The sequence below is a fragment of the Pseudochelatococcus lubricantis genome (genome assembly GCF_011762225.1).
Taxonomy (GTDB): domain Bacteria; phylum Pseudomonadota; class Alphaproteobacteria; order Rhizobiales; family Beijerinckiaceae; genus Pseudochelatococcus; species Pseudochelatococcus lubricantis.
Genome location: NZ_JAASQI010000001.1, coordinates 643,847 through 666,666 on the forward strand (window position 1 = coordinate 643,847; position 22,820 = coordinate 666,666).

Annotated in this window: 21 protein-coding genes; 5 read left to right on the forward strand and 16 right to left on the reverse strand. The window is 64.0% G+C overall.

What is annotated here, in order from left to right; translation table 11 throughout:
* Positions 1-11: 11 nt before the first annotated feature.
* Together FHS82_RS20885 and FHS82_RS20890 are read right to left on the reverse strand one after the other, a co-directional pair.
* A complete protein-coding gene (locus tag FHS82_RS20885; RefSeq protein WP_208394043.1) occupies positions 12-1,292 on the reverse strand; it encodes an NAD(P)/FAD-dependent oxidoreductase in 1,281 nt (426 codons plus the stop codon).
* Between the two features lie 12 nt (positions 1,293-1,304).
* A complete protein-coding gene (locus FHS82_RS20890; protein ID WP_208394044.1) occupies positions 1,305-2,675 on the reverse strand; it encodes a type I glutamate--ammonia ligase in 1,371 nt (456 codons plus the stop codon).
* A 674-nt stretch (positions 2,676-3,349) separates the two neighbouring features.
* On the opposite strand from FHS82_RS20890, the gene FHS82_RS02790 reads away from it, so the two are divergent.
* Positions 3,350-4,090 carry a GntR family transcriptional regulator gene (locus tag FHS82_RS02790; protein WP_166948450.1) on the forward strand — a complete coding sequence of 247 codons (741 nt, stop codon included), beginning with the start codon at positions 3,350-3,352 and terminating at the stop codon, positions 4,088-4,090.
* 158 nt (positions 4,091-4,248) lie between these two features.
* On the opposite strand, the gene FHS82_RS02795 is transcribed toward FHS82_RS02790, so the two are convergent.
* From FHS82_RS02795 to FHS82_RS02855, 13 genes are all read right to left on the reverse strand, one after another.
* The gene (locus tag FHS82_RS02795) at positions 4,249-4,608 is read right to left on the reverse strand and encodes a cupin domain-containing protein (RefSeq protein ID WP_166948452.1); all 360 of its coding nucleotides are present in this window, start codon (positions 4,606-4,608) and stop codon (positions 4,249-4,251) included.
* 44 nt (positions 4,609-4,652) lie between these two features.
* Complete coding sequence (locus FHS82_RS02800; RefSeq protein ID WP_166948454.1) at positions 4,653-6,038, reverse strand: NAD(P)/FAD-dependent oxidoreductase; 1,386 nt, start codon at positions 6,036-6,038, stop codon at positions 4,653-4,655.
* A gap of 25 nt (positions 6,039-6,063) precedes the next feature.
* Positions 6,064-7,188 (reverse strand): ABC transporter ATP-binding protein, encoded by a 1,125-nt coding sequence (locus FHS82_RS02805; protein WP_166948456.1) that lies wholly within the window; start codon positions 7,186-7,188, stop codon positions 6,064-6,066.
* A 3-nt stretch (positions 7,189-7,191) separates the two neighbouring features.
* Complete coding sequence (locus FHS82_RS02810; RefSeq protein ID WP_166948458.1) at positions 7,192-7,980, reverse strand: ABC transporter permease; 789 nt, start codon at positions 7,978-7,980, stop codon at positions 7,192-7,194.
* A complete protein-coding gene (locus FHS82_RS02815) occupies positions 7,980-8,879 on the reverse strand; it encodes an ABC transporter permease (protein ID WP_377592105.1) in 900 nt (299 codons plus the stop codon). The genes FHS82_RS02810 and FHS82_RS02815 overlap by 1 nt, the downstream gene beginning before the upstream one ends.
* Before the next feature lie 182 nt (positions 8,880-9,061).
* Positions 9,062-10,114 (reverse strand): extracellular solute-binding protein, encoded by a 1,053-nt coding sequence (locus FHS82_RS02820; protein WP_166948957.1) that lies wholly within the window; start codon positions 10,112-10,114, stop codon positions 9,062-9,064.
* A 121-nt stretch (positions 10,115-10,235) separates the two neighbouring features.
* Positions 10,236-10,820 carry a helix-turn-helix domain-containing protein gene (locus FHS82_RS02825; RefSeq protein ID WP_343042488.1) on the reverse strand — a complete coding sequence of 195 codons (585 nt, stop codon included), beginning with the start codon at positions 10,818-10,820 and terminating at the stop codon, positions 10,236-10,238.
* 264 nt (positions 10,821-11,084) lie between these two features.
* Complete coding sequence (locus tag FHS82_RS02830; RefSeq protein ID WP_166948462.1) at positions 11,085-12,512, reverse strand: gamma-aminobutyraldehyde dehydrogenase; 1,428 nt, start codon at positions 12,510-12,512, stop codon at positions 11,085-11,087.
* A 29-nt stretch (positions 12,513-12,541) separates the two neighbouring features.
* Complete coding sequence (locus tag FHS82_RS02835) at positions 12,542-13,357, reverse strand: ABC transporter permease (RefSeq protein WP_166948464.1); 816 nt, start codon at positions 13,355-13,357, stop codon at positions 12,542-12,544.
* Positions 13,347-14,327, reverse strand: coding sequence for an ABC transporter permease (locus tag FHS82_RS02840; protein ID WP_166948466.1), 981 nt, complete (start codon positions 14,325-14,327; stop codon positions 13,347-13,349). The genes FHS82_RS02835 and FHS82_RS02840 overlap by 11 nt, the downstream gene beginning before the upstream one ends.
* On the reverse strand, positions 14,324-15,313 hold the full coding sequence (locus FHS82_RS02845; RefSeq protein WP_166948468.1) for an ABC transporter ATP-binding protein: 990 nt from the start codon (positions 15,311-15,313) through the stop codon (positions 14,324-14,326). The genes FHS82_RS02840 and FHS82_RS02845 overlap by 4 nt, the downstream gene beginning before the upstream one ends.
* 321 nt (positions 15,314-15,634) lie before the next feature.
* Positions 15,635-16,795 carry an ABC transporter substrate-binding protein gene (locus FHS82_RS02850; protein WP_166948470.1) on the reverse strand — a complete coding sequence of 387 codons (1,161 nt, stop codon included), beginning with the start codon at positions 16,793-16,795 and terminating at the stop codon, positions 15,635-15,637.
* Positions 16,796-17,014: 219 nt separating this feature from the next.
* A complete protein-coding gene (locus FHS82_RS02855) occupies positions 17,015-17,923 on the reverse strand; it encodes a LysR family transcriptional regulator (RefSeq protein WP_166948960.1) in 909 nt (302 codons plus the stop codon).
* Between the two features lie 333 nt (positions 17,924-18,256).
* Between FHS82_RS02855 and FHS82_RS02860 the strand changes: the two genes are divergently transcribed.
* From FHS82_RS02860 to rpsD, 3 genes are all read left to right on the forward strand, one after another.
* The gene (locus FHS82_RS02860) at positions 18,257-19,057 is read left to right on the forward strand and encodes an RNA methyltransferase (protein WP_166948472.1); all 801 of its coding nucleotides are present in this window, start codon (positions 18,257-18,259) and stop codon (positions 19,055-19,057) included.
* A gap of 35 nt (positions 19,058-19,092) precedes the next feature.
* Positions 19,093-19,944, forward strand: coding sequence for a glutamate racemase (gene murI / locus FHS82_RS02865; protein WP_166948474.1), 852 nt, complete (start codon positions 19,093-19,095; stop codon positions 19,942-19,944).
* 176 nt (positions 19,945-20,120) lie between these two features.
* Positions 20,121-20,738: a 30S ribosomal protein S4 gene (gene rpsD / locus FHS82_RS02870; protein ID WP_166948476.1), complete on the forward strand. Its 618-nt coding sequence runs from the start codon at positions 20,121-20,123 to the stop codon at positions 20,736-20,738.
* 52 nt (positions 20,739-20,790) lie between these two features.
* Here rpsD and FHS82_RS02875 read toward each other — a convergent pair whose 3' ends face one another.
* Positions 20,791-21,966: an O-antigen ligase family protein gene (locus tag FHS82_RS02875; RefSeq protein ID WP_166948478.1), complete on the reverse strand. Its 1,176-nt coding sequence runs from the start codon at positions 21,964-21,966 to the stop codon at positions 20,791-20,793.
* A 146-nt stretch (positions 21,967-22,112) separates the two neighbouring features.
* Between FHS82_RS02875 and FHS82_RS02880 the strand changes: the two genes are divergently transcribed.
* Complete coding sequence (locus FHS82_RS02880) at positions 22,113-22,814, forward strand: exopolysaccharide biosynthesis protein (RefSeq protein ID WP_246224985.1); 702 nt, start codon at positions 22,113-22,115, stop codon at positions 22,812-22,814.
* The last annotated feature ends 6 nt before the right edge of the window (positions 22,815-22,820 follow it).

Sequence of the window (22,820 nt, forward strand, 5' to 3'; positions counted from 1 at the left end):
CCGCCGGGACTCTAGATGCCTAGCCGGTCGCGCAGCCCGTACCACCAGGCGCCGAGAACCGTGAGCGGCACCCGCAGGGCGCGACCGCCGGGGAAGGGGACATAGGGCAGGTTCGCGAAAGCGTCGAAGCGCGTGGCATCGCCGTCGATGGCCTCCGCTATCAGCCTGCCGGCGAGGTGGGTGCTGGTGACGCCATGGCCGCTGCAGCCGTGCGCGAAGTAAAGGTTGTTGCCGATGCGGCCGAGGTGCGGAATGCGGGTGAGCGTCAGCGCAAAGTTGCCGCTCCACAGATAGTCGAAACGGACGTTCCGCAGCGCCGGGAAGACCTTCGCGAAATGCGGCCGCAGCCGCGCCTCGATGTCGGCGGGTTCGTCGCCGCCATAGACGATGCCGCCGCCGAACAGGATGCGGTGATCGGCTGTCGGCCGGTAGTAGTCGAGCACGTAGTTGGCATCCTCCACCGCCGTGAGCGTCGGAAACAGGTCTCTGATGGTCGCTTCGCCAAGCACCTCCGTGGTCACGACCTGGGTGGAGACCGGCATTACCTTGTCCTCAAGGAACGGGATGACGCCGTTGAGATAGGCATTTCCGCACGCCACGGCGAAGGTGGCCCGCACTTCGCCGGTCGCTGTCGCCACCACGGCCTTGCCGCCTTCTGTCCGCACGCCGATCACGGGGGATTGCTCGAAAATCCTGCCGCCAAGAGATTCGACGGCGGCGGCCTCGCCGAGCGCGAGGTTGAGCGGGTGGATGTGCCCGCCGCGGTGGTCGATGAGGCCGCCGACGTAGCAATCGGCCTTCACTTGCCGGCGCAGGCCCTCCCTGTCCAGCAGTTCGAGCCCGTCGTGGCCGAAGCCCGCCCAGTGGTCGCGGACATGCGCGAGTTCGCGCAACTGCTTGGCGTTGAAGGCCGCGAAGACGTTGGTGGGGCGATAGTCGCAGGCGATGCCGTACTTTTCGATCCGTTCGCGGATTATGTCCCCGCCTTCGAGCGACATGGCGCCCAGCGCCTTCGCCGCTGCGTTGCCATAGCGCCAGGCGATGTTTTCGAGATCGCGGCTGTAGCCGTTGACGATCTGCCCGCCGTTGCGGCCGGACGCGCCCCAGCCCACTTTCGCGGCTTCGAGGACAACCACCCTGTACCCGCGCTCGGATAGATGAAGTGCGGTCGACAGGCCCGTATAGCCCGCGCCGATGACACAGACATCGGTTTCGATGCTGCCTTCCAGCGAGTTGCGCAAGGGGAACGGGTTTGCCGTCGCGGCGTAGTAGGAGGCAATATGGCTGGTCATCGAAGTTCCGTTTCAGAGCACGCCGAGATACGAGGAGTATTCCGCATCGGTGACGCGGCGCGCCATCTTGTTGCGCTCCTGCCATTTCACCGCGAGAAACACCTTGTGGAAGTCCACGCCGAGGCTGTCGCGCAGCAGCGGACTGTCGCGGAAAAGGTCGATCGCCCAGTCCCAGTCGCTCGGCAGCGGCTTGTTGACGGAAGAGCGCACGTAGGCGCTGCCCTGCACCGGCTCGCCGGGGTCACACTTGTTCTCCAGCCCGTAGAGCACGCCGGCTATGATGGCAGCGAGCACCAGATAGGGGTTGCCATCGGCGCCGGCGACGCGGTGCTCGAAACGCCGTGCCTTCGGGCTGCTGTTGGGGATGCGCACGGAGGCGGTGCGGTTCTCGTAACCCCAGTTGCCGTAGGTGGGCGCATGGGTGCCGGCCTGAAAGCGGCGGTATCCGTTGAGGTTGGGCGCGAAGACGAGCATCGACGGCCCCATGAATTCGAGCACGCCGCCCACCGCGTGTCGCAGGGCATCGGACCCGCGCTCGGTCCCGTCGTCGAAGATGTTGTTTCCCTCCGCGTCGAGCGCGCTGCAATGGATGTGGAAACCCGATCCGGACTGGCTGCCGTAGGGCTTGGGCATGAAGGTGGCGTGCAACTGGTGACGCCGGGCGACGCTGCGCACGATACGCTTGAAAAGCACCGCCTGATCGGCCGCGAGCACCGGATCATCGATATGTTCGAGGTTGATCTCGAACTGTCCTGGCCCATTCTCGACGATGCAGGTGTCGCCAGGGACATCCTGGGCCGCGCAGGCATCCCGGATCTCCGTGAAGACACTGGAAAACTCGTCGAGTTCATCCATCGAGTAGAGCTGAGAGACTTCAATAGGGTAGCCGGATTCCGGCGCGGCCGGGGGGCGTGGACGGCCTGTCTTCAGTACATCGCCGTTCATCAGATAGAATTCCAGCTCCGTGGCCACGACGAGCCTGAGCCCTATTGTCCGGGCGCGTTCTACCTGGTGCACCAGCACCTGGCGCGGGTCCACCATGAAGGGCGTGCCATCAGGGTTGTTCATGGAGAGCAGCATTTGTGCCCTCGGGCGCTGCGCCCACGGCACGGAGGTCAGCCCCGAGCCGCATGGCATGCAGGAGCCGTCGCTGTCACCGGTTTCCCATACGAGGCCGTTCTCCGGAACGTCCTCTCCCCAGATGTCGAGGGCGAGCGCAGAACGTGGCAGCTTCATGCCGCTTTCGTAGAGTCTGTCGAGGCTGGAGATGGGAACGCGCTTGCCGCGCAGGATGCCGTTCAGGTCGGAGATCAGCAGGTCGACCTCCTCTATGTTCTCGTTCCGACGCAGGAATGCGTGCGCCTGCTCAAGGTCCAATGACACGATATCTTCCCCTTATTGTTACTGATCCGGAAGCGTAGGCGTTGGATGCACGCGACCACACCGGGCATCGCGAGGCCCTTCTTCCAGCAGTCTCCTATAATGTGATCAAAAGCGAGTGGTTTAGTCAATCGGATTTTGATCATAAAATCGTGCGGAAGCGTCGTTATTGTCGCCGTCCCTTTTCATTACCTTTGAGAAGCGGCGCGGCCGGGGGCTTTCCATCAGATTTGGACCGAAAGAGGGGGCAGGATGATTCCCGCAAATTCCCCGCGGGAGAAATAAAGGTCGTTGACATGTAGCGAAAATGGAATAAATTTATAATTTATTCTACTAAAATAGAAATCTATATGACTTCAGGAAATAATATGCGGTTTGGCGGGAACTGGGTTTGAATGTCTCCCGGGTTTCTATATGACGAGTTCTCATTCGTTGCCGGACCTAACGAACGAAAGGGCGCTTAGGCGTCTCTTGTGCCTTCTTCCGAAGGGCTGAAAAATATGATCAAATTTTTAGTTTTCAATCCATGTTAATGTGATCATAATCTATCCTGTTGGAGTGGGGTGAACGCTTGTGTTAGACGCTGTGTGAGTGCGGGCGGGGCGCTCGCCGTGATAGCCTTTTTTCCTCTGTCGCTTTTGAGCGTACACATGCGCTATTCGGGTTCCGGAGACCGGATGAAATCAAATTCCTGCCTCGATCTTCCTCTCTTGCCCAGACTGGAGAAGGAGACAGCCAGCCAGTTCGTCTACAGGTGCCTCAGACATGCTGTCATGATCGGGCGCGTCTCCCCTGGCCGTGCGCTGACCATTCGGGAAATTGCCGAAGCGCTGAACGTGAGCATGATGCCCGTGCGCGAAGCGTTGAGGCTGCTGGCTGCGGAGCGGGCGCTGGAGATGCGCGACAATCGCCGCGTTCAGGTTCCGAACATGACTGCAATACGCTTCCGCGAACTCTGCGAGCTGCGTGTCGTGCTGGAAACCCATGCCGCGCTGGGCGCCATGTCCTATGTCACGGCCGAACGCCTCGCCACCCTCGCAGGCCTCGATCGCCGCATCGATATCGACGAAGCCAACGCGCGGGGGGATTTCGAGCAGGCGATCGTTGTGAATCAGGAGTTTCACCGCACGATCTATACGGCCAATCCCTATCAGGAGAGCCTTCCGCTCATCGAGAGCGTGTGGCTGCAACTCGGCCCGTTCCTGCGTCTGGCTCTCGCGAAGCTGGGCGGCTTCTATCAGATCGACCGGCATGTGGAGGCGATGGAAGCGCTTCGCCGCCGGGATCCTATCGCCCTGCGTGTGGCCATAGAGGCCGACATCCGCGACGGCATCATGCACGTGGGCACTGCCGATCTGCTGAATGCGTACACGCAGGCAATTGACGCCGAAAGGCCGCCGAGGCGCAGAGCGATATGATCAAAATGTGCCGGCGGCAGGATGCGTAACCGGCGCCTCCTGCCTGCGTGAAGCGCCCTTGCCCGAACAGTCGTGCGACAAATATCCATGGTACGGCTGTCGGGCAAGCGATCGACGTTCCTCGGGACGGAAAGCGCCTTCCTGAAGTGAGGGCGGGGTCAGCTGCCGTCGTGGTGCATGACGTACAGCTTGCGGGTCTTTTCCAGCACGGTCCATGCGCCCGTCCAGCCGCGGGGCAGCACGAGCACGTCGCCGGGGCCGATCTCGCGCACCTCGCCGTCGCGGCGTGCCAGCGTCGCCCGGCCGGCGATGATATGGCAGACCTCCGAGGAGGTGGAGCGGTCGGCGGTGAAATGGCCGGGCGTGCACTCCCACACGCCGATCTCGACCAGCCCGTCCTCCGAGGTGAACAGCGTCCGCGTGGCCTCGAACTGATCGCCGTTCGTCGATGTCGGCTTGGGGTGCGCCGGCCCGAGATCGATGGCGGCGGCATCGAGATAGGTTTCCAGATCAATCATGCGAAGCTCCAAAGCGGTGGGGGCGAATCCGTCCGGAAGCCGGATCAATGCCCGGTGATGAGATCGGCGAGGTGTGCGAGCCGCGAGGTGTGATCGAGCCCGGCTTCCTCACGCGCGTCCGCGATGCGGTAAAGCTGGTACATGGAATGGACGCCGAGCCAGCGCAGCGGCTCCGGCTCCCACTGCCGCACGGTGCGGTTCACCCATGGCAGCCGCGTGAGTTCCGTGTCCCGGCGCAGGATGAGGTCCCGCAGCGTGCGGCCCGCGAGGTTGGAACTCGACACGCCGAGCCCCACGTAGCCGCCTGCCCAGCCGATGCCGGTTTGCGGGTCGAGACCGGCGCTCGTGCACCAGTCGCGCGGCACGCCGAGCACGCCGCACCAGGCATGGTCGATCCTCGCGCCCGACGCCTGCGGCAGCAGCCGGGTCAGGATGGCGTGCAGCTTCTCGATGGTGGCCTGCTGCGTCTGTCCGCGCACGTCTGTCCGCGAGCCGAAGCGATAGGGAACGCCGCGCCCGCCCATGGCGATGCGGCCCTCGCGGGTGCGCTGGGCATAGCAATAGGCGTGGGCGGTGTCGCCGAGGAGTTCGTGGCCGTTCCAGCCGATCTCGTCCCAGAGCGCCTGCGGCAATGGTTCGGTCACGATCAGCGCGCTGTTGAGCGGCAGGATCGCCCGCTCGTAGCCCGGCAGCCCCGGCGTGAACCCCTCGGTGGCGCGGATGATGACGGGCGCGCGCACCGTGCCGCGCCGGGTCGTCACCTTGCCCTTTTCGATGCCGGTGACTTCGGTTTGCTCATAGATCGGTACGCCGAGACGCTCTACGGCGTCGGCGAGGCCGCGCACCAACTTCGCCGGCTGCACCCGTGCCATGTCGCGGATGACGAATGCACCCTGCGCGTTGCGAATGTTGATCCGCGCCTTGGCCTCGGCCGCACCGATCATCTCCATCCGCTCGGGCGGCATGTCCCAGCGCAGGAACTCCTCGTATTCAGCCCGGGCGCGATCGAGCTGGGGCTTGTTGACCGCCACGTTCAGATTGTCGACCCGGCGGATATCGGCATCGATGCCTTCCGCGCCGGTGACGGCGATCACTTCGTCCACGGTTCCCGCCATGGCGCGCTGCATGTCGATGACGGCGCCCCGCGTCGACGACTTCAGATACTTTTCCCGCGACCACCAGAAGCCGCCCGAGAGCCAGCCGCCGTTGCGGCCGGACGCGCCGAAGCCGGCGAATTCCCGCTCGACGACGGCGATGCGGATCGACGGATCGGCCTTGCGAAGGTAGTAGGCCGTCCACAGGCCGGTGAAGCCCGCGCCGACGATACATACGTCTGCCTCGATATCGCCGGGGAGCGCGCCGCGATAGGCCGGTATGCCGCCGATGTCGGCGTACCAGAAAGAGATATTGCCGTTTGTTTTGACATCCATGACAAGTTCTCGTTTCAAAACTGTTCTACGTAAGGGTGAGGTCGGCGCGGCCGTCGTCGGCCAGAAGCTTGGCGTCGGTTTCTGCGAAGGTGAGCGATACGGCATCGCCGATGGCGAAAATCTCCGCCTCCAGCGGCGAGCGGACGATGGCTGTCGAGCCGTCGCGCAGCCGGACCTCGTATTTCGAGCCGGAGCCGAGGTAGATCGCCTCGGTGATCTGGCCGGGAAGCCGGTTGCGTCCGTTCGCGGCCTGGCCGGGGCGCGTGAGGGAGAGCTTTTCCGGGCGCAGCAGCATCACCGGTTTCATGGTGCCGGGAAGGCGCTTGCGCGTCACCACGGTTTCGCCCGCGACCGCGATCGCGGTTTCCTCGCCCGAGGTCCGGACGTCGCCACGCAAGACGGTGGAATCGCCGATGAACTTGCCGACGAAGAGCGTCGCCGGTTCGTCGTAGAGCTGGCGGCCGGTGCCGATCTGCTCGATCTTGCCTTGGTTGAAGACCGCGATCCGGTCGGAGAGCACCAGCGCCTCCTCCTGATCGTGCGTGACGTAGACGAAGGTGGTGCCGAGTTCCCGGTGGATGCGTTTGATTTCGAGCTGCAGCCATTCGCGCAGCTTCTTGTCGAGCGCGCCGAGCGGCTCGTCCATCAGCAGGATCGGAGGATCGAACACGATGGCGCGGGCCAGCGCCACACGCTGCTGCTGGCCGCCCGAAAGCTCGCTCGGATAACGATGGGCGAAATCCGCCATCTTCACCATGTCGAGCGCGCGCGCCACGCGCTTCTCGCGTTCCGCCCGGCCGATTCCGCGCAGCGTCAGCGGATAGGCCACGTTGCGGCCGACGTTCATGTGCGGAAACAGCGCGTAGTGCTGGAACACGACGCCGATGTTACGCTTGTGCGCTGGCGTGCCGACCATGCTGGCACCGCCGACGTCGAGGTTGCCGGAGGTGACCTCGGTGAAGCCGGCGACGACGTTGAGCGTGGTCGTCTTGCCCGATCCGCTGGGGCCGAGCAGCGTCATGAACTCGCCTGCTTCGATGTGGAGCGACACGTTGTCCAGCGCGACGAAACCGCCGTAGCGCTTGCTCGCGGAGACGATGTCGATGGCCGCGCCTCTTGCGGGAGCACCGGTTGCGGAAATGCTCGTCATGGATCAGCCCTTTCTCTGCCGGTTTCCAAGGAGGAGGCCGCCTGCGATGATGAACGACGTGGCGAGGAACAGGATGGTGCCGACCGCGGCCACCGTGGGATCGGCGTCGCGGGTGATGCTGGTGAAGATCTGCACGGGGAGGGTCTTCAGATATGGATTGGAGATGAACAGCGCCACGATGATCTCGTCGAAGGACGTGACGAAGGCGAACAGCAGGCCGGAAAGAATGCCCGGCAGGATCAAAGGCAGCGTGACGGTGCGGAACGCCGTCAGCCGACCGGCGCCGCAACTCGCCGCCGCCGTTTCCAGCCGCTTGTCGAATACCTCCAGACTGGCGGAAACGGCGATGAGCACGAACGGTATCGCCAGAATGGTATGGGCCAGCACGAAGCCCGTGAGCGTGCCGACAAGCCGGGTGTCGAGATAGACGGCGTAGATGCCGATGGCCAGCACGACGCCGGGCACCACCATGGGCGTGATGAGCAGCATGCGCAGGAAGCCGCTCGTGGTGACGTTCCTCATGCGGTCGAGACCGAAGGCGGCGAGCGTGCCGAGCACGGTGGCCACAACGGCCACGAGCGATGCCACCTTCAGCGAGTTGAAGAAGCTCGACGACCACTCCGGATTGGTGAGGAAGTTCTCGTACCACTGCCACGAGAAGCCTACCGGCGGAAACGCAAGCGACTTGTTCTCGTTGAACGACATGGGGATGACGACCAGCGTGGGCGCGACCAGCCATACGGCGACCAGCATGCAGACGAGGCCGAGGACGATGCGGGTGTGTATCTGCATCAGCGGCGCGCTCCCTGCCTGTGGCGCTGCCGCATCAGGGGCGCGGCAAGCGCCAGCAGAATGAATGTCGCGACCAGAAGCACGACGCCCATGGCGCCGCCGCGCCCCCAGTTCAGCAGGCTCAGCACCTGGTTCTGCACCAATGTCGAGAGCATGGTGCTGCGCGGGCCGCCGAGCAGCGCGGGGGTGATGTAGAAGCCGAGCGCCAGAATGAAGACGATGATGGCCCCAGCATAAACGCCCGGCAGCGACAGCGGCAGGTAGACCTGCAGGAAGGCGCGGGAGGGCCGGGCGCCGAGGCTGCGGGCGGCCTGCACGAGCCGCAGGTCGATGCCCCTCATCACCGAATAGAGCGGCAGGATCATGAAGGGCAGCAGCACCTGCGTCATCCCGATCACGACGCCCTGCTGGGTGCGGATCAGCCGCACGGTGCCGAACCCGGCCCACCTCAGCGCGGAGTTGATCACGCCGGAATCCTGCAGCAGGATCACCCATGCCATGGTGCGCACCACGCCGCTGACCCAGAACGGCACCAGCACGCACAGGACGAGCAGCATCCGCAACAACGGCCCCACGGCGGTCATCATATAGGCGTAGGGGTAGGCGCATATCACACACGCCAGCGTCACCCAGGCCGAGACCTCGAAGGTGCGTTGCAGCACGACGAGGTTAACCGGTGTCCCGAAGAACCAGACGTAGTTCTGAAGGCCCCACATGGGTTCGGAAAAGCTGCGCAGCACGATGGTCAGTAACGGATAGCCGACGACACCCAGCAGAAGCAGAAGGGCCGGCACCGTCAGCCACAGGGCGTTGCCCGCCAGATGAAGCCGTCGTCGCGGAGGCGGTTTTGCCGGCTCGCTCGCCGCTTCCGCCGTGGATGCCAAACCTGTCTGGGAAATACTCACGCCGAATACCTCGCACGGATGGGTGTCGCGGATATGGAGCGGGATTTCGCGGGCCTGAATCCAGTTCCCGGGAAAATGTCGCATGCTCCGTCAAGGCGTGCGGAGCCGCCCGGAGGGGCGAAGCGACCGCCCCTCCTTCAACCCGCCCCGATATGATGGGACTGGTATTATCGGCCTCAGTTCCCCGCCATCAATTCCGTCCACTTTTCGACGGTGGGCGCGTAGTGCTGCACCCAGAACGGGATGTTGTGCTGGTAGCCCTGACGGATCCGCTCCGGCGTGCTGGTGAGGTAGGCGGCCGTGGTCTCGTCGACTTTCGGTTGCGCCTCGTTGTGGATCGGCGAATAGGAGGTCTTCTCGGTCAGGATTTCCTGCGACTTGCGGCCGAGATAGGCGTTGATGAGGGCATAGGAGGCATCGGGGTCCCTGGCGCCGACCGGAATGGCGAGATGGTCCATCACCACCAGCCAGTCCTTCCAGACCGGGGTGTACTTCGCACCGTTGCGCGCCGCCGTCATGGCACGGCCCGTCCACATCATGATCAGGTCGGCTTCGCCCGCCTCGGCGAGCTGCTGGGATTCGGCGCCGGTTTTCCAGAAGATGGTGTCCGGGCCGAGTTCCCTGATCTTCGCGATGCCCTTATCGATGTCCGCCGCGGTCATCTTCGAGGCGTCGCCGCCGGCGGCGATGAAGGCCTGTTCGATCAGGCCCGCGATCGGATCGCCGCTGCCGTCGATAGCGCGCACGCCGGGGAATTTCTCCGTATCGAAGAAGTCTTTCCAGTCCTTCGGCGGGTTATCCTTGTACTTTTCGGTGTTGTACATGATGATCATGCCGTAGTTCATCGCCGGCACGTTGCATTCACCGACCTGACCGGGCGGAATGTGCGATGTATCGAGCTTCGACAGGTCGAGTTTCTGGAACAGCTTGCCGCAATGGACGTAGGGCGCGAAGTCGGCGGTGTCGACCACATCCCACGTTACGTTGCCGGACTCCACCTGCGCCTGCAGTTTGGCCATCTCGGTGGGGCCGTCGCTGAGAAGCCTCACGCCGGACCTGTCGATGAATTCCTGCAGCGCGGCGATCTGCCCGTCCTGATAGATCCCGCCGAAGGATACGAAAGTGAGCGTCTTGCCCTTGAGGGAGCCTTCCTTCACCTCGCCCGCCACCGGCTTATCCTGCGCGGCGGCGATCGTCGCCGTCGCCAGTGGCATGGAGACGGCCAGCATTCCCAGCAGGGCCACGAGCCGGCTCCTGCCAAACTCTTTTCGCGAGTACAGCATTGTATTTCCCTCTGTATCGTTTGTATCGTTGCCGTTTTATTTTATTTTTTATTGTTTATCGTTCAGGTTATGCTTTTCCGCCATTGATGGGCGGTTTCCATGCAACGTATCGATCGAGTTCAGCCGCCGCCGATGTCGCGGGTGCGATGATCCACATGACTTCCGCGCGCCCGTTGCCGATATTGGTCGTCTTGTGCGGCGTCGACGGTGCGTATTCGATGCTGTCGCCTTCCTCCAGCACGTGGCTGTCGGCTCCGAGATTGACTTCGACGATGCCGCGCAGCACCACCAGCATCTCATGGTTGCCGCCGTGCGTGTAGGGTAACTCTCCCGTCGAGCCGCCGATATCGAACTCGCCGATATAGACCTCGAACTCGTGAAGCGGCCGCTGCGATACCAGTGTCTTGCGGCAGCCCCTGTTTTCGGGAAGCGCGGGCCGCTGGCTGCGCTTCAGGACGATATGGGTCCGGGCGTCTGCATCCTCGAACAGGTCGGCGACGCGAATGCCCAGCGCCACCGCGATATGGATGAGGGTTGAGGCGCTTGCGCCGGAACGCCCGCGCTCAAGCTGGCTGAGGAAACTGGCGCTCGTTCCCGTCATCTCGCCGAGCTGACGGAGCGACAGCCGGCGCGCCAGCCTGAAACGTTTCAATCGTGCAGCCAGAACGCTTGCATCTTGCCCTGCCGAGGCAGTTTCTTCAGGCTGTGTTTGTGCCAGAGCATTGCTCGCTTCCGTCATGATTGAAAGGCTAGCAAGCTCTTTACATCGTGTAAAGTGCTATTTGCTGCAATTCTGCCCGAACGCGACGCCGCCGATGCTTGTAGCTCCTCCACAAAAGCGATTTCCCTTGATTTCCGATGGCCTTCCGGAAGGTGATCTTCACGCGGTGTGAAGTCGACATCGCATCCGGCCGCCCTATCCGTGGGCGACCATGATGTGGCGCACGGCGGTGTAGTCCTCCAGCGCATAGATCGACATGTCCTTGCCGTAGCCGGACTGCTTCAGGCCGCCATGCGGCATTTCGTTGGCCAGCATGAAGTGGGTGTTGATCCAGGTGCAGCCATAGCGCAGCCGTGCCGCCGTCTGCATGCCCTTGCCGACGTCCTTTGTCCAGACCGACGAGGCGAGGCCGTAATCGCTGTCGTTGGCCCAGCCGACGGCTTCCTCGACATCGTGGAAACGGGTCACGGAAACCACCGGCCCGAACACCTCCCGGCGCACGATTTCATCCTCCTGCAAGGCGCCGGCGACGACCGTCGGTTCGAAGAAGAAGCCGCTTTCGCCGGCAGGCTTGCCGCCGGTTGTTACCTCGATGTGCTTGTGGTCGCGGGCGCGTGCGACGAAGCTCTCCACACGGTCGCGCTGACGGCGGGAGATGAGGGGGCCGATCTCGTTACAGGTGTCGTCCTCGATGTTGTAGCGGATCGTCGAGACCGCCGCCGACAGGTCGGCGACGAAGCGGTCGTAGATCCGCGCGTCGGCATAGATGCGGCAGGCCGCGGTGCAGTCCTGCCCGGCGTTGTAGTAGCCGAACGTGCGGATGCCGTTGACCGCGGCCTCCAGATCGGCGTCGTCGAAGACGATCACCGGCGCCTTGCCGCCAAGCTCCAGATGCGTGCGCTTCACGGTTTTTGCCGCCGCCTGCAGCACCTTCTTGCCCGTCGCCACGTCACCCGTGATGGAAACCATGTCTATGCCGGGATGGTTGATGAGCCCGTTGCCCACGCTCTCGCCCCGTCCGAGCACGATGTTCACCACGCCTTCCGGCAGGATGCCGGCAAGGAGCCTGGCCATCCTGAGGGCAGTCAGCGGCGTCTGTTCGGACGGCTTGAATACAACCGTGTTGCCGCCCGCGACGGCGGGTGCGATCTTCCACGCCATCATCATCAGCGGATAGTTCCACGGCGCGATCGAGCCGACGATGCCGACGGGATCGCGGCGGACCATCGAGGTATGCCCCGGGAGGTACTCGGCCGAGACAGGCCCGTGCAGGTTGCGCACCGCGCCCGCGAAATAGCGGTAGCAATCGACGACGGCCGGCAGCTCGTCATTAAGGACGGCGTTGATCGGCTTGCCGCAGTTGAGCGCCTCAAGCGCGGCAAAGCCCGCGGCATCTCGCTCGATGGCGTCGGCGATCCTGAGGAGATGGTTGGAGCGTTCGGCCGGCGTCGTGCGCGACCAGCGCTCGAAGGCCTTTCCGGCAGCTTCCACGGCAGCGTCGACCTGGCCGAGGGAGGCTTCCGGCAGTTTCAGCACGGTTTCCCCCGTCCTGGGGTTGAGGATGCTTTCCTCCGCTTCCGTTCCGGCCTCGAAGCGCGAGCCGATCAGCATTTCAGTATCCATGATATTCTCCCTCATGTCGTTATCCGGGATTATTTGCCATGACCGGCGATCTGGTCGCCGTCGCGCGTGAGATAATAGGCGGCGAGGATAGGCAGGAAGGTCACGAGCACCACCACCATGGCCACCACGTTGGTGACCGGCCGCTGGCGGGGCCGGATCAGCTCCTGAAGCATCCAGATGGGCAGGGTCGTCTGCTGTCCGCCGGTGAAGGTGGTGACGATGACCTCGTCGAAGGAAAGCGCGAAGGCGAGCATGCCGCCGGCGAGCAGCGCCGTCCCTATATTGGGCAGGATGACATAACGGAAGGTCTGGAAGCTGTCCGCGCCGAGATCCATCGAGGCCTCGATCAGCGAACCCGATGTGCGGCGGAAGCGGGCGACCGCGTTGTTATAGACCACCACCACGCAGAAGGTGGCATGGCCGAGCACGATGGTCCAGACGGAGAAGGGGACGTCGAGCAGCGAGAATGCCGAGCGAAGCGCGATGCCGGTGACCACGCCGGGCAGGGCGATGGGCAGGATCACCAGCAGCGAAATGCTCTCCCGCCCGAAGAATCGCGTGCGGCTGACGGCGGCGGCGCAGAGCGTGCCGAGCACCAGCGCGATCAGGGTGGCAATGGCGGCCACCTGGAGGGAAAGCGCCAGCGATGACCAGACGTCTGGCCGGTTCCACGTCGCCTCGAACCATTTCAGCGTGAAGCCCGGAGGTGGCCACTGATAGCTCTTGTCCTCGGTCGTGAAGGCATAGACGAAGATGAGCAGGATCGGCAGGTGCAGGAAGGCCAGCCCGCAACCGGCGGCGATTTTCAGGGTGAGCGAGGCGCGGTTGCCGCGATCAGAGCGCATCGAAAGCTCCCTGTTTCCTGGCGATCCAGAGATAGATGGCCATGATGACGATCGGCACGACGGAAAAGGCGGCGGCAAGCGGTACGTTGCCGGCGGTGCCCTGCTGGGTATAGACGGCCTGGCCGATGAAAAGGCGGGAGGAGCCGATGATCTGCGGAATGATGTAATCCCCGAGCGTGAGCGAGAAGGTGAAGATCGAGCCCGCGATCACGCCGGGGAGCGCCAGCGGCAGCAGCACGGTGCGGAAGGTTTGCGCAGGCGTTGCGCCGAGATCGGAGGAGGCCTCGATGAGGCTGCCCGGCACGCGCTCAAGAGCTGCCTGCGTTGGCAGGATCATGTAGGGCAGCCAGATATAGACGAAGACAAGGAAGGTGCCGATATAGCTGACGGACAGCGAGTTGCCGCCGACGACGGGCAGCGCGAGCATGCCTTCGAGCAGCCATGAGAGGTGCAGCCTGGCGAAAATCCAGGTGAGGATGCCCTCCTTGGCGAGGATCAGCTTCCACGCATAGACCTTGACCAGATAGCTCGACCAGAGCGGCATCATCACGCCTATATAGAACAGCGCCTTCCATCGGCCGCGGGCATAGCGCGCCGCATAATAGGCGATGGGGAAGGCGATGAAGGCGGAAGCGATGGTGACCAGTGCCGCCATGAGCACCGTGCGCAGGATGATGTCGAGATTCGCCGATTGCAGGAGCTGGGCATAGGTCGACAGCGTGAACTGATAGTCGATCATGCCGGAGAAATCGTCGATCGAGAAAAAGCTCTGCAGCAGCAGTGCGATCAGCGAGCCGATATAGATGATGCCGAGCCAGAGCAGGGGCGGCGTGAGCATCAGGAACAGCAGCAGCCCGGGACGGCGCCAGAAGAGATCGGAAAGCCGGCCGAGGAAGCCGCCGCGCTGCGGCAGGATGGATGTCCGGGGCGCCGCCGGTCCCGGGAGCGTTGTAGCGGGAGAAGCGTTCATGCCGCCTGATCCATGTAGTGAACATCACCCGGAAGCCAGGTGAGGTAAACGTCTGTGCCCGCTTCCGGCACTGCGGCGCCGGCGGGCAGCATGACGTGGAAGCGCGTGCCGGCCGTCTCGACAGCGAGCCGGGTTGCGGCGCCGAGAAAGTTCACGGTTTCGACGCGCGCCGGCACCCTGCCGCCTTCCGCGAGCCGGATGACTTCGGGCCTGAGGCTCGCCCAGCGCCGCTCGCCGCCCAATGCCGCCATGACGTCCGGCGCGACCACGTTGGAAGATCCGACGAAATCCGCGACGAAGCGGGTTTTCGGGCGGTTGTAGATTTCCTGCGGTGTGCCCGCCTGCACGATGCGGCCGTCGTTGAACACAGCCACGCGGTCGGCCATGGAAAGCGCCTCGCCCTGATCGTGCGTGACGAAGACGAAGGTGATGCCGAGGGCCCGTTGCAGGCTTTTCAACTCCTCCTGCATCTGTTCGCGCAGCTTCAGATCGAGCGCGCCGAGCGGTTCGTCGAGGAGGAGCACCTTCGGCTTGTTGACGAGCGCCCGGGCGAGCGCGACGCGCTGGCGCTGCCCGCCGGACAGTTGCCCCGGCTTGCGTGCGCTGTAGCCCGGCAGCTTCACCAGTTCCAGCATCTCCGCGGCGGCGCGATGTCGCTCCGTCTTGCCGATGCCGTTCACCATCAGCCCGTAGGCGACGTTGTCGATGATGTCGAGATGCGGAAAAAGCGCGTAGTCCTGAAACACGGTGTTGACGTTGCGCCTGTAGGGAGGCACGCCGCCCGTGCTTTCGCCAAAGATCTCGATTACGCCGCCGGTCGGCTGCTCGAAACCGGCGATGAGCCGCAGGCAGGTCGTCTTGCCCGAGCCGGAGGGGCCGAGCATCGCGAAGAATTCGCCCGGTGCGATCGTCAGGCTGACCCGATCCACGGCGCGGACTGCACCGAAATGGCGGCATACATTGTCGAAGCGGACGGCTGCTGTCATGTTTTCTGACCGTTCTGACACTGGAAGTAATGACGTGAAGGAGCCGCCTGCTTCAGGGTTATTCTGGACAGAAACAGATAAAGGAAGCGGCAAGCCGGATTTTTAAACCCGGGAAGATGTGTTTTTATCTCTATTTTAAAGCAATTTAGGATGAAAAAGGTACACCGGATATTGCTGGAGTTGCGATAGAGCGCGTTCCGATCAGATGGAATATTTGGTCGATAAGAATTCGCTCAAAATCGGGAAATTTTTTGGAGTACAGCTTCCATCTGCCCCTCCTTTACGGGAGGAGAGGCGCCGGTTACGTCTGCCGTGGGGTTGTCAGCGTCCGCCGATCACGCCGATATAGTCGGACACCCAGCGATGATAGGGCACGCATTCGCCCTGGGTCTCGCACTTCGCGGTGGGGGTGCGCCAGAAACTGATCTTCTCGAAATTGTCGAACCCGTTCGCGGCGCAGCCCTGGTCCGTGAGAAGCGCGTTGCCCTTGCAGGCAGCGGGCACCGACGGCACCGCGCCGAACCACGCGGCCGCGTCGCCCTGAACCTTCGGCTTGAGCGAATGCTCCATCCACATATAGGCGCAATTGGGGTGCTCGCTGTCCACGTGCAGCATGGTGGTATCGGCCCAGCCGGTGGTGCCTTCCTCGGGGAAGGTGGAGCCGATGTCCGCATTCTCTCCTTTCAGGAGGTTGACCATGAAAGGCCAGGAACTTGAGGCGACGACACCCTCGTTCTTGAAGTCATCGATCTGGATCATCGCGTCGTGCCAGTAGCGGCTGACGAGTTTACGCTGCCCCCGCAGCAGTTCGAGCGCTGCCTTGTACTGGTCTTCGTTCAGCTCGAACGGGTTCCTGATGCCCAGTTCAGGCTTGTGTTTCATGAGATAGAGGGCGGCATCGGCAACATAGATCGGCCCGTCATAGGCCTGCACGCGGCCCTTGTTCGACTTCCCGTCGGGCAGTTGCGTTTCCTCGAAAACGACTTTCCAGCTCTCGGGAGGCGTGTCCTTGAAGGCAGCCTTGTTGTACATGAGGACGTTCGGTCCCCACAGATACGGCACGCCGTAGTGGACGCTCTTGACCGTGAACCACGGCGCGTTCTGCAGGCGTTCGTCAATAGTCTTCCAGCTGGGAATGAGATCGGTATTGATCGGCTGGACGCGCTTTCCGGCGATCAGGCGCAGGGAAGCATCACCCGAGGCGGTGACGAGGTCGAAACCGCCCTCGTTCATCAGCGCCACCATTTCGTCGGATGTGGCGGCGGTTTTCACGCTGACCTTGCAGCTTGTCGCCTTTTCGAATTCGGTGACCCAGTCGTAGTTCTTGTCCGTGTCGCCGCGTTCGATATATCCCGCCCATGCCACGATGCTGAGCGCACCTTCGCCCTTGCCGAGTTCCTTCAGCGGTTCGGCGGCGCATACCTGCGCGGTAAAGCCGGCAACAGCCATCAACGCCGTACAGGACCTGAGAGAATACTTCATTGATCACTCCCGTTTTGCTCACTTGACGTGATGCTTTGTTCCCCGGCACGGATGGTGATCCGAATTACCCGTATTCGCAAATTCATTTACAGGAAACCTGCTATCGCTTTTTCCGATATCGGGTGCCGGAGCTGGATAATCTCTGTTGACGCGGGAAGCTGGTGAGCCGCGTGGAAACCCCGGTAGTGACGATTGTTAACCGGCTAGGCGGGAGCGATTTCAGCGCAGCCGGCCCGAGCGGGAGGCCTCGGCAATGCCGATGAAATCGCGGGCCGATTGCGGCAGGCTGGAGCCCTTCCGCCATGCCATGCCGATCTGCACGACGGGGAGGGAGCCGGAAACGTCCCGGCTTTCGATGCGGTCGCCTTCCAGCGACCAGGGGCGGTAGACGAGATCGGGCAGCAACGCGACACCAGCGCCCGTGGCGACGAGGCTGCGCACGGCCTCGACCGAGCGGGTGCGAAAGGCGACATGCGGGCGCGCACCGAGCGCGGCGAGCAGCTTGCCGGTATTTTCCTCGATTTCGTCCACGGTCAGCATGATGAGAGGCTCCCTGGCGATATCGCTCACGGATATGCTGTCGGCCGATACCAGCGGGTGCCCGAGGGGAAGCCACAGCCTGTAGGGCGAGGTTTCCAGAATCTCCGCGTGCAGCGCCATCCGGTCGCGCAGATTGGAAATGACCATGACCGCCACGTCCAGCTCGCCCCCGATGAGGAGGTGTTCGAGATAGGAGCCGTTATCCTCGATGGCGCTGACCTCGATGCCCGGGAAGGCACGGCGATAGCGCGCCAGAAGGTCTGAAAGCACATAGCCGGCGACAAGGGACGTCACACCCAGATTGAGCCTGCCCTTCCTCGCAACCCGCTTGTCCGAAAAGGATCGGCGCGCATCGGAGACATCGGCCAGAATTTTCGTCGCGTGACGGAGAAACTGGTGGCCGTTATGTGTCACCGTGAGGCCACGCGGATGGCGCTCGAACAGTTCCACATTGAGGTCGGTCTCAAGTTCCTTGATGGCCTCGGTGATGGACGATTGTGAGATGGACAGTTTCTGCGCGGCACGGGTGACCGACCCCAGCTCCGCCGCCGCCACGAAATACTGCAATTGTCTGAGCGTGAACGACATGTCTATGGCAAGGTATGTATCGAATTCCCGTCCGGCATATTTTTCCCGCATGGTAGCCGCTTATTCGTATTTTGCAACTATTATGGATGCATCGCAAAATCCGGAAAAGTGAAAATCAACGGATTGTTTATAAAAACGAAGTATTTTATAATATGTATCATGTATACTCCGTTTTAACGGGCCGGCACGCGCCGCCTTTCAGGGCGGCCGCTGGAAACGACGATGTCGTGGCCGTAAGCTCGCGGCTTCCGGGACGGCGCGCGGCGGAGGGTTGCAGCTTTCGGGTAAAGGGCTAAAAGGCCCTTTCTGAACCTGCAGTCCGAAAGAACCTTGATGACCGGCGCCGGAACCAATCACAGCCTCTCGCCCCTGACGGGCGGACCGAAAATCATCCTTGTCGAGCCGCAGATGGGCGAGAACATCGGCATGGCGGCACGTGCCATGGCGAACTTCGGCCTGTCCGGGATGCGCATCGTCAATCCGCGCGACGGCTGGCCCAACGAGCGCGCCGTCGTGACCGCGGCGAATGCCGCCCATGTGCTGGAAAAGGCGGAGGTATTTCCCGATCTGCTCTCGGCGGTGGCGGATCTCAACGCCGTCTATGCCACCACGGCGCGCGAGCGTGGGCAGATGAAGCGCGTGCTGGATGCCGACGAGGCGGTGACGCAGGTGGTGAGCCGCATGCACGGTGGCGAGGAGGTCGGCATCCTGTTCGGGCGTGAGCGCACCGGGCTCGACAACGACGAGGTGGCGCTGGCGGACGCGATCATCACCTTCCCGGTCGATCCCGCCAACGCCTCGCTCAACCTGGCGCAGGCGGTGCTGCTCGTCGGTTACGAATGGTTCAAGAAGGCGCATGGGCAACTGCCGTTCAATCTGGAGGAGCGCTCGCCGCCGGCGAAGCGGGAGGCGATCGTGTCGTTCTTCGGGTGGCTGGAGACGGAGCTGGACGCCTGCGGCTTTTTCCCCGCGCCGGAGAAGAAGCCCGCCATGATCCGCAACCTGCGCGACATCCTGCTGCGTCTTTCCATGACCGAGCAGGACGTCAAGACCCTGCGCGGCGCGGCCGGCGCGCTGCGGCGCGGGCCGATACCGCCCGCGAAAAGGGATGAACCGTTAACGGATGGGGAATAGAGTCGCGCCGAGTCGCAGGTGAGGAGCGGTCTTGGATGACGGCTGATCGTGTTGCGAAAGGCGAAGCGGCTGCCCCCCGCGTGCTGGTGTTCGATTCGGGCGTCGGCGGTTTGACCGTCTATTCGGAACTGCGCAAGGCACGTCCCGATGCGCAATTCGTCTATGTGGCGGACGACGCAGGCTTTCCCTATGGCGGGATGGACGCCGAAACGCTGCTGGCGCGGGTCGTCGACCTGATGGCCGGGCTGATCGGACGTTTTTCGCCGGATGTGGTGGTGATCGCCTGCAACACCGCGTCTACCCTCGTGCTGCCCGCGCTGCGGTCGCGCTTCGCGCTGCCGTTCGTCGGCACCGTGCCCGCCATCAAGCCTGCGGCGGAGAAGACGGCCTCCGGCGAGATCACCATCCTCGCGACGCCGGGCACCGTGGCGCGCGACTACACGCACGACCTCATCCGCAAGTTCGCCGATTCGAGCCATGTGCATCTCGTGGGCTCGACGCGGCTCGCAGGCTTCGCCGAACGGGAGCTTGCCGGCCAGCCCATCGGCGATCCGGAGCTGCGGGACGAACTGATGCCCGTCTTCGTCGAGCGTGACGGCGCGCGCACGGATATGGTGGTGCTGGCCTGCACGCACTATCCGCTGCTGCTGGAACGCTTCCGCCGTCTCGCGCCCTGGCCGGTGACGTGGATCGACCCCGCGCCCGCCATCGCGCGGCGGATGGTGCATCTGATCGGCGAGGCGTCGGGGGGGCCGGCACAGCCGGCGGCGCAGGCGCTGTTCACCTCCGGCAGGCGGCCGCCGGCAGCGCTGGAGCGGGCGCTGATGCAGCGCGGGCTCGTCGTCGACGCGCGCGAAAATCTGCTTTCGGATGTGACAGCCGTTTGACATCGGCGGGAATCAGCGATAGGAAGCAGCCATCAGCGCGGGCCTAGACGGCTCGCGTTGCCGTTTTGCGCTCCCGTGGTCCGCGCCTTCTCCGGAAGGCGGCGGACCTGTCGTCTCCCTCACCGGGGAAGAGGAGGGCGCGTTCCTCATGTTGAGCCTGTTTGAGAGGACACGCGATGTCGAAAAGAATTTCGGCCAAGTATAAAATCGATCGCCGCCTTGGCGAGAATATCTGGGGCCGCCCGAAGAGCCCCGTCAATCGCCGCGAATACGGCCCCGGCCAGCACGGCCAGCGCCGCAAGGGCAAGCTGTCGGACTTCGGCACCCAGCTCCGCGCCAAGCAGAAGCTGAAGGGCTACTACGCCAACATTTCCGAGAAGCAGTTCCACCGCTACTACGTCGAGGCCTCGCGCCTGCGCGGCGACACCGGCGAGAACCTGATCGGCCTGCTGGAGCGCCGTCTCGACGCGGTCATCTACCGCGCCAAGTTCGTGCCGACCGTGTTCGCAGCCCGCCAGTTCGTCAACCACGGCCACATCCAGGTCAACGGTCGCCGCGTGAACATCCCGAGCTATCTCGTGCGTCCCGGCGACGTGATCGAGATCAAGGAGGCGTCCCGCCAGCTCGTCGTGGTGCTGGAAGCCGCCGCCCTCGGCGAGCGCGACGTGCCGGACTACATCGAGGCGGATCACCACAAGGGCAGCGCCCGCTTCGTGCGCATTCCCACCCTCAGCGACGTGCCGTATCCGGTGCACATGGAACCGAACCTCGTCGTCGAGTTCTACTCGCGCTGATCGGTCCGGCAAGACGGATTTCGGAGAAGCCGCCCTTCCGGGGCGGCTTTTTTCATGACTCGCGCCGCGTCTCGCGGCTGCACCAGAAGGCTGTCGCCATCAGCAGGCCGATCCACCATCCCTGCCAGGCGCCGTGAAACACGCTCACCACGGCGGCGGCGGCGATGGTGCTCGCGGCGGCGGCGGCGATCATGTCGTGGGGCAGGCGGGCGATGGCACGCAGGATGAAGAAGCCGTTCAGCGCCGCGAGCAGCGCGCCCACCAGCCCCAGCTCCGCCCATATCTGCAGGAAGCCGTCGTGCGGATGGCCCGCGGCGAGCAGCCGTCCACGTTCCGGCGGGATCTCGGCGGCGGCGGGCGCCTCGGCCATTTTCGCGCTCACGCCGAAACCCGCTCCGGTCAGCGGGCGGCGCTGGACGATGGCGGCGAAGTCCTGCCAGATCTCGATGCGGTCGGCCGCATGCACGGATTCGAGCCGGGCGATGAGCGAGGGCGGCAGGATGCGCTCCAGCAGCACGCCCTTGAAGGGCGCGATGACGAGGCATCCCGCCAGCATGGCGCCCGCGAGCAGAAGGCCGGTGCGCCGGCTCCACGAGGCTACGAGAAACGCCGGCAGCGCCAGCAGCAGCCCCAGCATGGCCGCGCCAGAGGTGGCGCGCTCGACGGTGACGATCAGCAGCGCGCCGAGCGCGAGCGCCCATCTCCCCCAGCCGAGACGCTTCATCTGGATAGCGAGCGGCCAGAAGATGAGCAGCAGCGTCATCACCGGCCTGTTGAAGATGAAGGATTGCGCGCGCAGCCCCAGCGCCTCGCGCGGGGCGAGGCCGGCGGCGAGTTCCGCGACGATCAGCACGCAGGCCGCCGCGAATGCGATGGCCGCCCAGCGCACGAAGGCGGCCGGGATGTCGCGCGGCAGGCTGATCAGCAGCAGCACGCCGCCGAGAAATGGCAGGCCCGCCTCCGCCGCGACGAACAGCGAGGTTGCCGGGGCATGACTCCAGGCGAGAGAGACGGCGGCCCAGGCGATGAAGGTGAGCGCGGCGGCAGCAGGTGCGGGCGGCGGCAGCGTGAGGCGTCCGCCGCTGGTGATTCGGGCGAGAAGCGCCAGCACGCCCGCCACGGCGAGGATGGCGGCGGCGGAACGGTTGGCAAGCGCCATAGCCAACGGCAGGATTGCCAGCAGGCTCAGCGCGGCGCGGTCGAGGAGGGGGCGGCTGGAAAACGGCATGGACACTCTGTTGAACGCATGAATTCCGCCGTGATGTGTAGCCGATTTCGCGCGCCGGCGGGATTAATTTACAGGCCTGCCGGGGAAACGCCGCTTTCCCCGAGGACCGGGCCGGCGCGCCGATGGCGGCTGTCTCGATATGTCACTTGATATCTCACTTGGCCGGCGGCCTGTCATGGTCTATGCAGTCTGGCCTGCACGTCACAACCGCGCGGAAGCGCCACCCGACCAATCTGCGGATCGCCATCCTGTCGTCACCCGCCTCCCGTACCTCTTCTGTTCTGATCGCACTCAGGGATGGCGAGGGGGAGCGTGTAACGCTCTCCGAGATCGTCGATGCGCTGGGGCCGCAGGCGTTCGCGCTGCTGTTCGTGGTGCTCGGCCTGCCCAATTGCCTGCCGATGCCGCCGCCGATCCCGCTGATCTGCGGCTTTCTGCTGCTCGGCGTCACGGCGCAGATCGTCTACGGGCGCAAGACGCCGTGGATTCCCAGGCGCCTCCTTGACAGGTCCGTGGCGCGGGCCGAAGTCGCACGGGCGGTGGAGCGGGCCTTGCCCTATGTGCGGCGGCTGGAGCAATGGTCGCGGCCGCGCCTCGCGTTTTTTGACACGCCGGCGCGGATGCGCCTCACCGGGGTCGCGCTGGTGCTGATCGCCGTCAGCCTGTTGACGGCAGCCCCGATCATAGGCCAAATCCCGCCCGGAATCGCGATCTGCCTCGTCGGGCTGGGGCTCGTGGAGCGCGATGGCCTCGTCGTCATCTGCGGCCTGGCGGTGGGGGCGGTCGGCGTCAGTCTGAGCGCCAGCTTCGTCGCTGCCGTCGTTTCCGGCCTCACGGCCGTTCTTTAGGAGAAG

What these genes read in the sequence shown, in the direction of transcription:
- murI (WP_166948474.1), top strand. Translation starts at nt 19,093, where the DNA reads ATGACGGCTGATCGTGTTGCGAAAGGCGAAGCGGCTGCCCCCCGCGTG.
- FHS82_RS02855 (WP_166948960.1), bottom strand. Translation starts at nt 17,923, where the DNA reads ATGTCGTTCACGCTCAGACAATTGCAGTATTTCGTGGCGGCGGCGGAG.
- FHS82_RS02860 (WP_166948472.1), top strand. Translation starts at nt 18,257, where the DNA reads ATGACCGGCGCCGGAACCAATCACAGCCTCTCGCCCCTGACGGGCGGA.
- FHS82_RS20885 (WP_208394043.1), bottom strand. Translation starts at nt 1,292, where the DNA reads ATGACCAGCCATATTGCCTCCTACTACGCCGCGACGGCAAACCCGTTC.
- FHS82_RS02800 (WP_166948454.1), bottom strand. Translation starts at nt 6,038, where the DNA reads ATGGATGTCAAAACAAACGGCAATATCTCTTTCTGGTACGCCGACATC.
- FHS82_RS02795 (WP_166948452.1), bottom strand. Translation starts at nt 4,608, where the DNA reads ATGATTGATCTGGAAACCTATCTCGATGCCGCCGCCATCGATCTCGGG.
- FHS82_RS02830 (WP_166948462.1), bottom strand. Translation starts at nt 12,512, where the DNA reads ATGGATACTGAAATGCTGATCGGCTCGCGCTTCGAGGCCGGAACGGAA.
- rpsD (WP_166948476.1), top strand. Translation starts at nt 20,121, where the DNA reads ATGTCGAAAAGAATTTCGGCCAAGTATAAAATCGATCGCCGCCTTGGC.
- FHS82_RS02845 (WP_166948468.1), bottom strand. Translation starts at nt 15,313, where the DNA reads ATGACAGCAGCCGTCCGCTTCGACAATGTATGCCGCCATTTCGGTGCA.
- FHS82_RS02840 (WP_166948466.1), bottom strand. Translation starts at nt 14,327, where the DNA reads ATGAACGCTTCTCCCGCTACAACGCTCCCGGGACCGGCGGCGCCCCGG.
- FHS82_RS02790 (WP_166948450.1), top strand. Translation starts at nt 3,350, where the DNA reads ATGAAATCAAATTCCTGCCTCGATCTTCCTCTCTTGCCCAGACTGGAG.
- FHS82_RS02805 (WP_166948456.1), bottom strand. Translation starts at nt 7,188, where the DNA reads ATGACGAGCATTTCCGCAACCGGTGCTCCCGCAAGAGGCGCGGCCATC.
- FHS82_RS02835 (WP_166948464.1), bottom strand. Translation starts at nt 13,357, where the DNA reads ATGCGCTCTGATCGCGGCAACCGCGCCTCGCTCACCCTGAAAATCGCC.
- FHS82_RS02810 (WP_166948458.1), bottom strand. Translation starts at nt 7,980, where the DNA reads ATGCAGATACACACCCGCATCGTCCTCGGCCTCGTCTGCATGCTGGTC.
- FHS82_RS02820 (WP_166948957.1), bottom strand. Translation starts at nt 10,114, where the DNA reads ATGCTGGCCGTCTCCATGCCACTGGCGACGGCGACGATCGCCGCCGCG.
- FHS82_RS02850 (WP_166948470.1), bottom strand. Translation starts at nt 16,795, where the DNA reads ATGAAGTATTCTCTCAGGTCCTGTACGGCGTTGATGGCTGTTGCCGGC.
- FHS82_RS02875 (WP_166948478.1), bottom strand. Translation starts at nt 21,966, where the DNA reads ATGCCGTTTTCCAGCCGCCCCCTCCTCGACCGCGCCGCGCTGAGCCTG.